This window comes from Streptomyces pallidus (ex Mingjun et al. 2026) (assembly GCF_051550185.1).
GTDB lineage: Bacteria > Actinomycetota > Actinomycetes > Streptomycetales > Streptomycetaceae > Streptomyces.
The window spans coordinates 5,070,699-5,084,421 of the sequence record NZ_CP196181.1 but is presented as its reverse complement, the minus strand read 5'-3'; the positions used below and the strand labels follow the sequence as shown (position 1 = coordinate 5,084,421).

The window sequence follows — 13,723 nt, the reverse complement described above, 5'->3', positions numbered from 1 at the left end:
GGCGAGGTGGGTGTGTGGGTGGAGGCCCCATCGTAGTGCCGAGGGTACGGGCATCGCGCGACGGGACTCCGGCGATCCCGCCGGAACGGATACCCGCCCCCTTAGTGGTGACGTCGTGTCCTGCACATGCGTTCCCGCACGGGCTCGGCAATACCGAAGGGCGACCGAAATTACTTCGGTCGCCCCAGGTCATGAGCGCTATTCGGCTGATGTTGCGTCAGGACGCGCCCGTCGGGGCGAGCCGTCGCAGAGACCCTCAGAGGGCGGGGAAGAACAGCTTCAGCTCGCGCTCCGCGGACTCCTCGGAGTCCGAGGCGTGGATCAGGTTCTCGCGGGTGATGGTGCCGAAGTCGCCCCGGATGGAGCCGGGCGCGGCGGCGATCGGGTCGGTCGGCCCGGCCAGCTGGCGGACGCCCTCGATGACGCGCTCGCCCTCGACGACGAGGACGACGACCGGGCCGCTCGCCATGAAGCCCATGAGCGGCTCGTAGAAGGGGCGCCCGACGTGCTCCGCGTAATGCGCCTCCAGCGTCTCACGCTCCAGGGTGCGCAGCTCCATGGCCGGGATGGTCCAGCCGGCCTTCCGCTCGATACGGCCGATGATCTCGCCGACCAGGCCGCGACGGACCGCGTCGGGCTTGAGAATGACGAGCGTGCGCTGGGACATGTTCCGGCTCCTTGCGGCAAACGGGTGCGGTGCTACGAGGCTACAGCCAGCCCGGGGGCGTCCCGTGCGGAGCCCCCGGCCCGCTGCCCGGGTGCCGGGGCACTGCTGCCGGCGGCTACGCCTGGGCCTCGCTCTGGGCGGCCCAGCGGGCCTTGGCGGCGTCGATCTTGCGGCCGTAGTGCACCGAGCACCACCACAGGCCCGCGAACACGGCCCCGAGGAAGAACATCATCGGCACCACGAACCCGCTCGCGATCAGGCCGATCTGCAGGGCCCAGCCGATCTGCACCGCGCCCGGCCGGGACAGCATCCCGCACAGCAGCACGGACAGCAGCATGGCGATCCCGCAGACCGTCCAGACCGTGGCCTGGGTCAGGTCCGGGTTCTTCATGGCCACCAGGCCCGCGAAACCGATGACGAAGACCTCGCCGATCAGCGTCGAGGCACACAGCGTGCGCATCCGTCAGCCCCTCTTCAGCAGCAGGCGGGCCTCGCCCACCGTGATCACGGAGCCGGTCACGAGGACCCCGGCCCCTCCGTACTCGGCCTCTTCCTCCGCCAGGGTGATCGCCGCCTCCAGGGCGTCGTCCAGCCGCGGCTCCACCTGCACCCGCTCCGCCCCGAAGACCTCGACCGCGATGGCGGCCAGCTCGTCCGCGGCCATGGCCCGGTGGCTGGTGTTCTGCGTGATCACGACCTCGGCGAAGATCGGCTCGAAGGCCTCCAGGACCCCCCGCACGTCCTTGTCGTCGCTCACGCCGACGACGCCGACCAGCCGGCTGAAGCCGAACGCCTCGGTCACCGCCTCCGCCGTGACGAGCGCGCCCGCCGGGTTGTGCGCCGCGTCCAGGATCACCGTGGGGCTGCGGCGCACGACCTCCATCCGGCCCGGCGAGGTCACCGAGGCGAAGGCCCGGCGGACCGTGTCCACGTCCAGCTCGCGCGCCTGCTGCGCGCCGACCCCGAAGAAGGCCTCCACCGCGGCCAGCGCCACGGCCGCGTTGTGGGCCATGTGGGCCCCGTACAGCGGGAGGAAGATCCCCTCGTACTCGCCGCCCACGCCGCGCAGCGTCAGCATCTGCCCGCCGACGGCCACCTCGCGCGAGACGACGCCGAACTCCATGCCCTCACGGGCCACGGTCGCGTCCACCTCGACGGCCTTCTTCAGCAGCACCTGCGCCGCGTCCACCGGCTGCTGCGCCAGGATCACGGTGGCGTCCTGCTTGATGACGCCGCCCTTCTCCTGGGCGATCTCGGCGGGAGTGGAGCCGAGCCGGTCGGTGTGGTCCAGGCTGATCGGGGTGACCACCGCGACCGCGGCGTCGATCACGTTGGTCGCGTCCCAGCTGCCGCCCATGCCGACCTCGACGACCGCCACGTCCACGGGCGCGTCCGCGAAGGCCGCGTACGCCATGCCGGTGAGGACCTCGAAGAAGGACAGCCGGTATTCCTGGGAGGCGTCGACCATCTCCACGTACGGCTTGATGTCCCGGTACGTGTCCACGAACCGCTCGGCGGTGATCGGCGCCCCGTCCAGGCTTATGCGCTCGGTGATCGACTGCACGTGCGGGCTGGTGTACCGGCCGGTGCGCAGCTCGAAGGCGTTCAGCAGGGCCTCGATCATACGGGCGGTGCTGGTCTTGCCGTTGGTGCCGGTGACGTGGATGGAGGGGTACGCGCGCTGCGGCTCGCCCAGGACGTCCATCAGGGCGGCGATGCGGCTGACGGAGGGCTCCAGCTTGGTCTCGCCCCAGCGGGTGGACAGCTCCTGCTCCACCTCCCGCAGCGCCTGCGCCACCTCGGGGTCGAGGGGCTCAGCGGGGAACGGGTCGCCCTGGGGCGGTCCGGCCTGGGCGCGCAGGGTTCGGCTCCCGGCCTCGATCACCGCCAGGTCGGGGTCGCGGTCGGACTCCTCCGCCACGATCCGGTCGAACATGTCGAGGGTGTCGTCGCGGTCGTCGGGGCCGTGGCTCTCGGGCTGCTGCTCACTCACAGGGCCAGTCTACGGACGGGGGCCGGAAGGGCCGCGCGGCCCTCGGCTCCGGCGGGTGCGCGCCCCGGCTGCGGCCGGTGCGCGCGGGGCCCGGACGGGCTACCCCCGGGGCAGGGTCGCGACCACCAGGTACGCGTCCCCGGTCCGGGTGGCGGTCAGGGTGCCGCCGAGGCTCTGCACGCGCTCGGCCATGCTCGCCGTCCCGGAACCCGCCGAGACCGGGGCGCGGGCCGGGCCGCGGGAGGGCAGCGCGTTGCCGACCGAGATCCTCAGCCGGTCGCCGTCCGCCTCGATCCGGACGTCCACGGTCTGGCCGCCGGCGTGCTTGGCCGCGTTGGTCAGGCATTCCTGCACCACCCGGTAGACGGCGGCCTGCCGCAGCGGCGACAGGCCGCGGACCTGCGGGTCCAGGCTGAGCCGTACGGGTGAGCCGGCGCGGGCGGACTGCTCCGCGAGGGCCGGCAGCCCGTCCACGCCCGGGGTGGCATCGGGTTCGCCGCGCTGGACGATGATCTCGTTGAGGACGAGGTGGGCCCGGCGGGCCGTGTCGGCGAGCTCCTCGAAGTCCTTCGCGTGCGCGGTCTCGCGCGCCCGCACCGACAGCACCTCGGAGCGCACCGTCAGCAGGGTCAGCTCCCGTCCGACGAAGTCGTGGACGTCGCGGGCGACGGAGGTGCGCTCCTGCTGGACCGCCTGCAGGACGGCGGATTCGGCCTCCCGCGCTTCGAGCTCGCGGACCAGGTCGTGGCGGTAGGCGGCGATGCCGACGGCCGAGGCGAGCACGCCGATGGGCACGACGAGGCTCAGGAAGGAGCTCAGGGTCCGGGCCTGCGGCTCGGGCCAGCCCGGCACGCTGAACACCGCCAGCGCGAAGGCCACGTAGCCGAGGGTGGCGAGCACGGCGGCCCGCCGCCCGCGGTACCGGCCGACGGAGTAGAGGGCGAACTGGATCAGCGTCAGCTCGTGCAGCCAGCCGATGAACAGCAGCGCGGTGAGGTACGGGATCCAGGGCGCCCGGCGGCGCACGACGAGGGTGGCGGCCCCTGCGGCGAGGACGGCGGCGGCCATGGGGCCGGTCAGCGAGTTGTCCGCGGCGGCGAGGCCCGGCAGGTCCAGGGCCATCAGGGCGAGGCAGCCGAGCGCGGTGAGGACGTCGGACGCCCGCTGCGTCCCGGACCAGCCCTCGACGAGCCGGCGGCAGGTGGCCACGGCCCACTGGTACGCCGAGACGACGGGCTGGACGCGCATGCCTTCCATCATCCGGGGTCACCGCCGGGGCTCTAACCGGTCAACCCGGACAAAAAAGTGAGAATCGGCACGTTGGCGGCGACGGGAGCGGACGGCGCAGGGCGCAGGCACAGGCGCAGGCCGCGCAAGGCGAAGGCCCCCGCACCGGTGCGGGGGCCTTCGTACGGCGGTGGCGCGGCCTGCCGCCTGCGGCTGCTAGGCGGCGGGCAGGGCCGCCAGCTGGGCCTGGATGCGGGCGATGTCGGCCTCGGCCTTGGCCAGACGGCCCTTGATCTTGTCGACCACGTTGTCCGGCGCCTTGGCCAGGAAGGCCTCGTTGCCGAGCTTGGCCTCCGCCTGCTGCTTCTCCTTCTCGGCGGCGCCGAGGTCCTTCGTCAGCCGCTTGCGCTCGGCTGCGACGTCGATGGTGCCCGACAGGTCGAGCGCGACCGTGGCCCCGGCGACCGGCAGGGTGGCGGTGGCGCTGAAGCCCTCGCCCTCCGGCTGGAGGCGCAGCAGCTGGCGGATGGCCGCCTCGTGCGCGGCCAGCTCCGTACCGGCCAGGTCGAGCCGGGCCGGAACCTTCTGGCCCGGCTGCAGGCCCTGGTCGGCGCGGAACCGGCGGACCTCGGTGACGACCTGCTGGAGGTTCTCGATCTCGGCCTCGGCGGCCTCGTCGCGGAAGCCACTGTCGGCCGGCCACTCGGCGACCACGATGGACTCGCGGCCGGTGAGGGTGGTCCACAGGGTCTCGGTGACGAACGGGACGACCGGGTGCAGCAGGCGCATCAGGACGTCCAGGACCTCGCCGAGGACCCGGCCGGAGGCCTTGGCGCCCTCGCCGCCCGCGAAGAACGTGGTCTTCGACAGCTCGACGTACCAGTCGAAGACCTCGTCCCACGCGAAGTGGTAGAGCGCCTCGCTGAGCTTGGCGAACTGGAAGTCCTCGTAGTACGCGTCGACCTGCGCGACCGTCTTGTTCAGGCGGGACAGGATCCACCGGTCGGTGGCGGACAGCTGCTCGACGGGCGGCAGCTCGCCCTCGACCGTGGCGCCGTTCATCAGCGCGAAGCGCGTGGCGTTCCAGATCTTGTTGGCGAAGTTGCGGGAGGCCTGGACCCAGTCCTCGCCGATCGGGACGTCGGTGCCGGGGTTGGCGCCCTTGGCCAGGGTGAAGCGGACGGCGTCGGAGCCGTACTTGTCCATCCAGTCCAGCGGGTCGACGACGTTGCCGAAGGACTTCGACATCTTCTTGCCGCGCTCGTCGCGGACCAGGCCGGTCAGGGCGATGGTCTTGAACGGGACCTCGCCGTCCATCGCGTACAGGCCGAACATCATCATCCGGGCGACCCAGAAGAAGATGATGTCGTGGCCGGTGAGCAGGACGTCGGTCGAGTAGAACTTCGCCAGGTCCGGGGTCTTCTCCGGCCAGCCGAGGGTGGAGAACGGCCACAGGCCGGAGGAGAACCAGGTGTCGAGGACGTCGGTGTCCTGGTGCCAGCCCTCGCCCGTCGGCGGCTGCTCGTCGGGGCCGACGCAGACGATCTCGCCGTTCGGGCCGTACCAGATCGGGATCCGGTGGCCCCACCACAGCTGGCGCGAGATGCACCAGTCGTTCATGTTGTCGACCCAGTCGAAGTAGCGCTTCGACATGTCGGCCGGGTGGATCGCGACGCGGCCGTCGCGGACGGCGTCGCCGGCGGCCTTGGCCAGCGGGCCGACCCTGACCCACCACTGCATGGACAGGCGCGGCTCGACGGTGGTCTTGCAGCGCGAGCAGTGGCCGACGGAGTGCATGTACGGGCGCTTCTCGGCGACGATCCGGCCCTGGGAGCGCAGGGCGCCGACGACCGCGGAGCGGGCCTCGAAGCGGTCCAGGCCGAGGAAGGGGCCGTGGACGGTGATCACACCGTGCTCGTCCATGATCGTCATGGAGGGCAGGTCGTGGCGCTGGCCGATGGCGAAGTCGTTCGGGTCGTGCGCCGGGGTCACCTTGACGGCGCCGGTGCCGAACTCCGGGTCGACGTGCGTGTCGGCGACGACCGGGATGGTGCGGTCGGTCAGCGGCAGCTTGATCTGCTTGCCGATGAGGTGCCGGTAGCGCTCGTCGTCCGGGTGGACGGCGACGGCGGTGTCGCCGAGCATCGTCTCGGCGCGGGTCGTGGCGACGACCAGGGTGTCCTCGCCCTCCCCGTACATGATCGAGACGAGCTCGCCGGCGTCCTCCTGGTACTCCACCTCGATGTCGGAGATGGCGGTCAGGCAGCGCGGGCACCAGTTGATGATGCGCTCGGCGCGGTAGATCAGCTCGTCGTCGTAGAGCTTCTTGAAGATGGTCTGGACGGCCTTGGACAGGCCCTCGTCCATGGTGAACCGCTCGCGCGACCAGTCGACGCCGTCACCGAGGCGCCGCATCTGGCCGAGGATCTTGCCGCCGTACTCCTCCTTCCACTGCCAGACGCGCTCGACGAACTCCTCGCGGCCCAGGTCGTGGCGGGACTTGCCCTCCTCGGCGAGCTGCTGCTCGACCTTGTTCTGGGTGGCGATGCCGGCGTGGTCCATGCCGGGCAGCCACAGGGACTCGTAGCCCTGCATGCGCTTGCGGCGGGTCAGGGCGTCCATCAGCGTGTGCTGGAAGGCGTGGCCCAGGTGGAGGGAGCCGGTGACGTTCGGCGGCGGGATGACGATGGTGTACGCGGGCTTCTCGCTCGCGGCGTCGGCGGTGAAGTACCCACGCTCTACCCAGCGCTCGTAGAGCTTCCCCTCTACCTCGGCCGGCGCGTACTGGGTCGGCAGTTCGGAGTTGGGGGTGCTGGGTGTCTGCGTGTTATCGGTCACGGGCACAGTTTAGAGGCGTAACGGTCCGGTACTGAAACCGGTAATCCGGGGGCCCGGGGGCCTGTGCCCCTCGGCCGTGGGACAGGATGTGTGGAACGCATAAGCATCCTGAAGGGGGACGCGGGTATGAGCTTCAACCAGCCGGGACCGTACGGAGGCCCGCCGCCGCAGCAGCCGGGACCGTACGGTGCCCCGCCGCCCCCGCCCCCCGCCCCGTACGGCCAGCCCGCGCCGCAGCCCGGCTACGGCTACCCGCAGCAGCCCCCGCAGCCCGGCCCGGGCTACCCCCCGCAGCCGCCGACGGCCCCGATGGGCATGCCGCAGCAGCCGCCGTACGGCTACCAGCAGCCGGGCATGCCGCCGCAGCCGTACGGCACCCAGCCCCCGAAGAAGTCGAAGGCGGGCGTGGTCATCGGCGTCATCGTCGCCGTGGCCGTCATCGCGGGCGGCGGCTGGTACCTGGCCGGCGGCGGCTCGGGCGGCTCGGTCGACTCCGCCACGAAGGGCTACAAGCTGGTCGCGCCGGACTCGGTGAACGAGTTCCAGAAGAGCCCGACCTACAAAGACAAGCCCATCAGCGACACGGACAAGCGGGAAGCCGAGGCCGCGGGGATCAAGAACCCGACCCAGGTGGGCATGAACTACCAGTCCGGCGACCCGAAGAACCCGCTGACCAGCAAGGCTCTCAGCTTCAGCGGTCTCTACGGCGAGCTCGCCGACCCGGAGAAGTCGGTGGACGCCTACTTCGCCTCCTTCAAGCTGAAGGCCTCCGCCAGCAACGACAAGACGAGCGTGGAGCTCATCGGAAGCCCCAAGGCGATCACCCCGGCAGGCTTCAAGGGCGCCGTGCTCAAGTGCCAGGAGCTCAAGTTCACCTCGAAGGACCCGGCGGCGGCCAAGGGGCCCAAGGACTACACGGTGCCCGTCTGCATCTGGGGCGACTACAGCACCCTGGGCGCGGTCAGCGCCAGCGACGCGGCATCCCTGCTGGCCGGCAGGCCGGGATACACACTGGAGCAGACCGCCGACCTCACGGCGAAGCTCTACAACACGGCCCGCGTCAAGGCCTGATCACGCGCGGCCGACTCTGCACGGATGGCGAAGTGCAGTGTCGGCCGCTTCCGCGCCGTCACGCCCTTGAGCACGCCTCGGAAGCATCTTCCGAGCTGACCCCTATGCCGGTCAGGCCCAAGTAGCAGCCCATCCAGGCTCCCGGGTTGGAATAGTCGGCGCCGAACTTGCAGGAAGCCTCTACCTTCGGACCGACGTTGTAACCCGCGTCGAACAGGTACAGCTGACAGGCACCCTGGTCGGCCGACGCCGGCGACGCGGCCAGGATCGGCAGTGCGGCGGCGGCGAAGGTCGCGGCCACGACGCCGAGTGCGCGCTTCTTCATCTTCATGTCTCGTCCCCCCCAAACATTCACGGTTCGGGACAAGTTGATCAAGAAGTCGCCCACCGGGCCAGGCAATGCAGAGCACTTGTCCGATAATCAGTCAAGTTAGCCCTAAATGCGAGGCGGGGCGCCCCGGACATCCGGGGCGCCCCTTCCTCGTTCGCTACGGTGCGGCGGCGGCAGCCGTTACGCCGACTTCTCCTGGGGGCCCTGGTCCTTCGGGACGATGCGGGGGACCAGGGTCGGGTTCACGTTCGAGCGGACCACGTCGGCGGTGATGACCACGCGGGCCACGTCCTTGCGGGACGGCACCTCGTACATCACCGACATCAGGACCTCCTCCATGATGGCGCGCAGGCCACGCGCACCCGTCTGGCGGAGGATCGCCTGGTCGGCGATGGCTTCGAGGGCCTCGCGCTCGAAGTCCAGCTCGACTCCGTCGAGTTCGAACAGCCGCTGGTACTGCTTCACCAGGGCGTTGCGCGGCTCCACCAGGATCTGGAGCAGCGCCTCGCGGTCCAGGTTGTGCACCGAGGTGATGACCGGCAGGCGGCCGATGAACTCCGGGATCATCCCGAACTTCACCAGGTCCTCCGGCATGACCTCCTGGAACTGGTCGCTCGCCTCGATCTCCCGCTTCGAGCGGATCGTCGCGCCGAAGCCGATGCCCTTGGCACCCGCGCGCGACTCGATGATCTTCTCCAGGCCGGCGAAGGCACCACCCACGATGAACAGCACGTTCGTCGTGTCGATCTGGATGAACTCCTGGTGCGGGTGCTTGCGACCACCCTGCGGCGGGACCGACGCCGTCGTCCCCTCCAGGATCTTCAGCAGGGCCTGCTGGACGCCCTCGCCGGAGACGTCGCGCGTGATCGACGGGTTCTCGCTCTTCCGCGCGACCTTGTCGATCTCGTCGATGTAGATGATGCCGGTCTCGGCCTTCTTGACGTCGTAGTCGGCGGCCTGGATCAGCTTCAGCAGGATGTTCTCGACGTCCTCACCCACGTAGCCGGCCTCCGTCAGCGCCGTCGCGTCGGCGATGGCGAACGGGACGTTCAGCATGCGGGCGAGCGTCTGGGCCAGCAGCGTCTTGCCCGAGCCCGTCGGGCCCAGCAGCAGGATGTTGGACTTCGCGAGCTCGATCGCGTCGTCCCGGCCCTGCGCGCCGCCGTTCTCCCCGGCCTGGACGCGCTTGTAGTGGTTGTAGACCGCGACGGAGAGCGCCTTCTTCGCCGGCTCCTGGCCGACGACGTAGCTCTCCAGGAACTCGTAGATCTCGCGAGGCTTGGGGAGTTCCTCCCACCGCACCTCGGAGGTCTCGGCGAGCTCCTCCTCGATGATCTCGTTGCAGAGGTCGATGCACTCGTCGCAGATGTACACACCGGGTCCTGCGATGAGCTTCTTCACCTGCTTCTGGCTCTTTCCGCAGAACGAGCACTTGAGCAGGTCGCCGCCGTCACCGATGCGTGCCACGAGGTGCTTCCCCTTCGCCTGGGAGACGCTTGGTTCAGCGGCTCCTGGTGCCTCATATCCGACGGTACCTTGCCGGGGGCCCCGTACGGGGCCCCCTTGACGCGGTTCACATCCCGGAATTCCGGGACGCGTCCGCGCCGGGTGGCGGCAAGGATCAGACCGCGTTCATCTTGCGGGTGGAGACGATCTGGTCGATCAGGCCGTACGCCAGGGCGTCCTCGGCCGTCAGGATCTTGTCGCGCTCGATGTCCTCGCGGATCTTCTCGATCGGCGTGGAGGAGTGCTTGGCCAGCATGGTCTCCAGCTGGTCGCGCATGCGCAGGATCTCGTTGGCCGCGATCTCCAGGTCGGAGAGCTGCTCGCGGCCGGTGCCGCCGGACGGCTGGTGGATCAGCACGCGCGCGTTCGGCAGGGCCATGCGCTTGCCGGGGGTGCCCGCGGCGAGCAGGACGGCGGCGGCGGAGGCCGCCTGGCCCATGCAGACCGTCTGGATGTCGGGCTTCACGAACTGCATCGTGTCGTAGATGGCCGTGAGCGCCGTGAAGGAGCCGCCCGGGCTGTTGATGTAGATCGAGATGTCGCGGTCCGGGTCCATCGACTCCAGGCACAGCAGCTGCGCCATGACGTCGTTGGCGGAGGCGTCGTCGATCTGCACGCCGAGGAAGATCACGCGCTCTTCGAAGAGCTTCGCGTACGGGTCGTACTCGCGCACGCCCTGCGAGGTGCGCTCGACGAAGCGCGGGACGACGTAGCGGTTGTCCACCTGCGGGCCGGTGTAGAGGCCACTCGCGGGAGAGAGGTTGTTCATGTGCATCTGGGTGTTCACCATCCTGGTGCCGTTCTGCGGGCTGGGGCTTGCCTGGTGGGGCGGGCGTACGGGGCCTCGTACGAGGTCCCGCGCGCCGGGTCCGGGATCAGGCCCCGGTGCCGCCGCCGCCCGGAACCAGCGACGCGGCGGAGATGATCTCGTCGATGAGGCCGTAGTCCTTGGCCTCCTCCGCGGTGAACCAGCGGTCGCGGTCGCCGTCGCGGATGATCGCCTCCACGGTCTGGCCGGAGTGGTGGGCGGTGATCTCGGCCATGCGCTGCTTGGTGCGCAGCAGGTACTGGGCCTGGATCTTGATGTCCGAGGCGGTGCCGCCGATGCCGGCGGAGCCCTGGTGCATCAGGATGTCGGTGTTCGGGAGCGCGAAGCGCTTGCCCGGCGCGCCGCCGGTGAGCAGGAACTGGCCCATGGAGGCCGCCATGCCCATGCCGATGGTGACGACGTCGTTCGGGATGTACTGCATGGTGTCGTAGACCGCCATGCCGGCCGTCACCGAGCCGCCGGGGCTGTTGATGTACAGGTAGATGTCCTTCTCCGGCTCGGCGGCCAGGAGGAGGAGCTGCGCGGTGATCTTGTTGGCGATGTCGTCGTCGACCTGCTGGCCGAGGAAGATGATGCGCTCACCGAGCAGCCGGTTGTAGACATGGTCGCCGAGGCCGCCACCGATGGACGGCTCACCCGCGGCGTAAGGCTTCAGATTCGTCACGTATCCACCTGCTCGTCTCCGACGGCCACATGCCGTCTCAGCGTCTCGTTCTGGGGCGCGGCCCGTTAGGCGCGGTGTGTCCGCCGTCGTCCGGGTACTCCCGTGCCCTCGTATTCATGGACCCTAACGCGCAGGTCGGACAACGCCATCCCGGTTCCCGAACTGTTCGCTCGGAGCGCAAGGTTCCCGGGGGCCCCGGGCATACGCGGAAGGGCCCGCACGCGGCTGCGTACGGGCCCTCCAGAGACACTGCGCGGTACTGCCGGGCCGGTGGGGGCCCGTCCGGCCTTACTTGGCCTCGTCGGCCTTGTCCTCGGCCTCGCCGTCGACGGCGGCCTCGACGGTCTCGGCGGCGGCCTCGACCTCGTCCTCGTCGTCGGACAGGTCGATGACCTCACCCTTGGTGTCGACGACCTTGGCGGCCTCGACGACCAGCGCGAGGGCCTTGCCGCGGGCGACCTCGCCGACCAGCATCGGGACCTGGCCGCCCTCGACGACCGCCTGGGCGAACTGGTCGGGGGACATGCCGGAGGAGGCGGCGCGACGCATGAGGTGCTCGGTGAGCTCCTCCTGGTTCACACCCAGCTTCTCCTTGTTGACCAGGGCGTCCAGGACGAACTGGGTCTTGATGCCCTTGACCGCCTGCTCCTTGGTCTCGGCCTCGAACTCCTCGACCGTCTTGCCCTGGAACTCCAGGTACTTCTCGAGGGTCAGGCCCATCTGGCCGAGCTGGTGGTGCTCCAGGTTGTGCTTGCGGGTGTTGACCTCGTCCTCGAGGAGCTTCTCGGGGATCGGGACCTCGGCGAGCTCCAGCAGCTTCTCCAGGACGCGCTCCTGGGCCTGCGTGGCCTGGTCGTACTGCTTCATGTTCTCGAGGCGCTTGCGGCTGTCGGCCTTCAGCTCCTCCAGGGTGTCGAACTCGCTCGCCATCTGGGCGAACTCGTCGTCCAGCTCCGGCAGCTCGCGGGCGGAGACCTTGGAGACCTTGACGGTGACCTCGGCGTCCTTGCCCTCGGCGGAGCCGCCCTTCAGCTGCGAGGTGAAGGTGGCCTCGCCACCGGCCTCCAGGCCCTTGACGGCCTCGTCGATGCCGTCGAGGAGCTCGCCCGAGCCGATGGTGTAGGAGACGTCGTTGGCGACGCCGTCCGGCAGGACCTCGCCGTCGACCTTGGCCTCGAGGTCGATGGTGACGACGTCACCCTCGGCGGCGGCGCGCTCGACGTCCTTGGTGGACGCGAAGCGGCTGCGCAGCTGCTCGACGGACTTCTCGATGTCCTCGTCGGTGACCTCGACCGCGTCGACCTCGACCTCGATGCCGGAGAAGTCCGGGATCTCGATCTCGGGGCGAACGTCGACCTCGGCGGTGAAGGCCAGCAGCTCGCCGTCCTTCAGCTCGGTGATGTCGACCTCGGGCTGACCCAGCGGGTTCAGGTCGGCCTCGTTGATCGCCTCGGTGTAGAACTTCGGGAGCGCGTCGTTGACGGCCTCCTCCAGCACGGCGCCGCGGCCGAAGCGCTGGTCGATGACGCGGGCCGGGATCTTGCCCTTGCGGAAGCCCTTCACCGTGACCTGCTGGTTGATCTTCTTGTACGCCGCGTCGAGGCTGTCCTTGAGCTCCTCGAAGGGCACCTCAACAGTGAGCCGAACCCGAGTCGGGTTCAGGGTCTCCACGGCGCTCTTCACGGTTCGGTCTCCTTGTGGCTGACTGCTGGGGGTTCTGCCGTCTCGCTGGAATTCAGCGGCCCGGCGGACTTCGGCCCGGTACATCAGACACACGGGCACGCAGCTTGCATAGTAACCGCAAGCGGCAATCTGCCCACAACGCGATCTTGGCGATGCGCAGGTGGTGGTCGGGGTGGCCGGATTCGAACCGACGACCTTCCGCTCCCAAAGCGGACGCGCTACCAAGCTGCGCCACACCCCGTCGGTGCGACACGTAGGGTACATGGCCGGAGACCCTCCGACACGCCGCGTTTCGACGAAGCTTTCCGGCCGCCCGGGGGTCCGCCGTGGCCGAGCCCGATATGCGGTGTGACTCCCCCGGCCCGACCCGCTAGGATGCTCTCCGTGCCGCGGCCTTCGGACCTGCGGCGCGCGCACTGCGGGTGTAGCTCAATGGTAGAGCCCTAGTCTTCCAAACTAGCTACGCGGGTTCGATTCCCGTCACCCGCTCTGAAGCACTGAAGGGCCAGGTCAGAGGACGTTTCCTCCGCCTGGCCCTCAGTCGTTTCCGGAGGCTTGGACCAGCCGGGCGTGTCCCCCGCGTGCCCCTCGGACTCCGGATCTTGCGCGGTGCCCCCGCGGCTCTTCTCCACCAACCCGCTGAGCGCACCTTCACGTAGGCGATGTGCCGGTCCTCGACCAGACGTCGAGGAAACCTCACGGTGGTCCCGAGTCACCGTGGGCGTCGGCGCCCTGGTCTTCCGCTGCAAGCCGACCGGACGAACCGAGAGCACATCTCGGACGAGACCACGGTCGTCCAGTGGCTCATGCCCGACAAAGCCCGAGCAGATGTCCGAGGTCTGCGCGATCCGGCTCCTGGACGCCCTGGACGGGCACGGTCGCCAGCTCTTCGCGGCGCGGTGAAAGGTCAGCGG

Annotated in this window: 11 protein-coding genes, 2 tRNA genes and 1 pseudogene; 3 read left to right on the top strand and 11 right to left on the bottom strand. The window is 69.7% G+C overall.

Annotated elements, in window-relative coordinates; all coding sequences use genetic code 11:
* Positions 1-256 precede the first annotated feature (256 nt).
* The 5 genes from ndk to ACSHWO_RS22445 form a co-directional block, all read right to left on the bottom strand.
* Positions 257-667 (bottom strand): nucleoside-diphosphate kinase, encoded by a 411-nt coding sequence (gene ndk, locus ACSHWO_RS22465; protein WP_361084056.1) that lies wholly within the window; start codon positions 665-667, stop codon positions 257-259.
* A 115-nt stretch (positions 668-782) separates the two neighbouring features.
* Entirely contained in the window at positions 783-1,127 is a 345-nt protein-coding gene (locus tag ACSHWO_RS22460; RefSeq protein WP_361084059.1) for a DUF4233 domain-containing protein, read from the bottom strand.
* A 3-nt stretch (positions 1,128-1,130) separates the two neighbouring features.
* Entirely contained in the window at positions 1,131-2,603 is a 1,473-nt protein-coding gene (gene folC / locus ACSHWO_RS22455) for a bifunctional tetrahydrofolate synthase/dihydrofolate synthase (RefSeq protein ID WP_438319228.1), read from the bottom strand.
* Between the two features lie 156 nt (positions 2,604-2,759).
* Positions 2,760-3,908 (bottom strand): sensor histidine kinase, encoded by a 1,149-nt coding sequence (locus tag ACSHWO_RS22450; protein WP_438314235.1) that lies wholly within the window; start codon positions 3,906-3,908, stop codon positions 2,760-2,762.
* A gap of 195 nt (positions 3,909-4,103) precedes the next feature.
* Entirely contained in the window at positions 4,104-6,725 is a 2,622-nt protein-coding gene (locus tag ACSHWO_RS22445) for a valine--tRNA ligase (RefSeq protein ID WP_438314232.1), read from the bottom strand.
* A 126-nt stretch (positions 6,726-6,851) separates the two neighbouring features.
* On the opposite strand from ACSHWO_RS22445, the gene ACSHWO_RS22440 reads away from it, so the two are divergent.
* Positions 6,852-7,796 (top strand): hypothetical protein, encoded by a 945-nt coding sequence (locus ACSHWO_RS22440; RefSeq protein ID WP_361084071.1) that lies wholly within the window; start codon positions 6,852-6,854, stop codon positions 7,794-7,796.
* 58 nt (positions 7,797-7,854) lie between these two features.
* Here ACSHWO_RS22440 and ACSHWO_RS22435 read toward each other — a convergent pair whose 3' ends face one another.
* The 6 genes from ACSHWO_RS22435 to ACSHWO_RS22410 form a co-directional block, all read right to left on the bottom strand.
* Positions 7,855-8,127, bottom strand: coding sequence for a hypothetical protein (locus ACSHWO_RS22435; protein ID WP_438314229.1), 273 nt, complete (start codon positions 8,125-8,127; stop codon positions 7,855-7,857).
* Positions 8,128-8,307: 180 nt separating this feature from the next.
* On the bottom strand, positions 8,308-9,594 hold the full coding sequence (clpX, locus tag ACSHWO_RS22430; RefSeq protein ID WP_030297265.1) for an ATP-dependent Clp protease ATP-binding subunit ClpX: 1,287 nt from the start codon (positions 9,592-9,594) through the stop codon (positions 8,308-8,310).
* Positions 9,595-9,748: 154 nt separating this feature from the next.
* Positions 9,749-10,423, bottom strand: coding sequence for an ATP-dependent Clp protease proteolytic subunit (locus ACSHWO_RS22425; RefSeq protein ID WP_306439583.1), 675 nt, complete (start codon positions 10,421-10,423; stop codon positions 9,749-9,751).
* Between the two features lie 85 nt (positions 10,424-10,508).
* Positions 10,509-11,126, bottom strand: a complete 618-nt coding sequence (locus tag ACSHWO_RS22420) for an ATP-dependent Clp protease proteolytic subunit (RefSeq protein WP_053786842.1) — start codon at positions 11,124-11,126, stop codon at positions 10,509-10,511.
* Positions 11,127-11,414: 288 nt separating this feature from the next.
* Positions 11,415-12,809, bottom strand: coding sequence for a trigger factor (tig, locus tag ACSHWO_RS22415; RefSeq protein WP_361084078.1), 1,395 nt, complete (start codon positions 12,807-12,809; stop codon positions 11,415-11,417).
* Positions 12,810-12,973: 164 nt separating this feature from the next.
* Positions 12,974-13,050, bottom strand: a tRNA-Pro gene (locus ACSHWO_RS22410).
* Between the two features lie 177 nt (positions 13,051-13,227).
* On the opposite strand from ACSHWO_RS22410, the gene ACSHWO_RS22405 reads away from it, so the two are divergent.
* Together ACSHWO_RS22405 and ACSHWO_RS22400 are read left to right on the top strand one after the other, a co-directional pair.
* Positions 13,228-13,298: transfer RNA gene (locus ACSHWO_RS22405), tRNA-Gly, on the top strand.
* 231 nt (positions 13,299-13,529) lie between these two features.
* A pseudogene (locus ACSHWO_RS22400) lies at positions 13,530-13,712 on the top strand (NUDIX hydrolase); the annotation flags it as partial.
* Positions 13,713-13,723: the final 11 nt, after the last annotated feature.

Coding starts and splice junctions, on each gene's coding strand:
- ndk (WP_361084056.1), bottom strand. CDS start 667: ATGTCCCAGCGCACGCTCGTCATTCTCAAGCCCGACGCGGTCCGTCGC.
- ACSHWO_RS22460 (WP_361084059.1), bottom strand. CDS start 1,127: ATGCGCACGCTGTGTGCCTCGACGCTGATCGGCGAGGTCTTCGTCATC.
- folC (WP_438319228.1), bottom strand. CDS start 2,603: ATGTTCGACCGGATCGTGGCGGAGGAGTCCGACCGCGACCCCGACCTG.
- ACSHWO_RS22450 (WP_438314235.1), bottom strand. CDS start 3,908: ATGCGCGTCCAGCCCGTCGTCTCGGCGTACCAGTGGGCCGTGGCCACC.
- ACSHWO_RS22440 (WP_361084071.1), top strand. CDS start 6,852: ATGAGCTTCAACCAGCCGGGACCGTACGGAGGCCCGCCGCCGCAGCAG.
- ACSHWO_RS22435 (WP_438314229.1), bottom strand. CDS start 8,127: ATGAAGATGAAGAAGCGCGCACTCGGCGTCGTGGCCGCGACCTTCGCC.
- ACSHWO_RS22425 (WP_306439583.1), bottom strand. CDS start 10,423: ATGGTGAACACCCAGATGCACATGAACAACCTCTCTCCCGCGAGTGGC.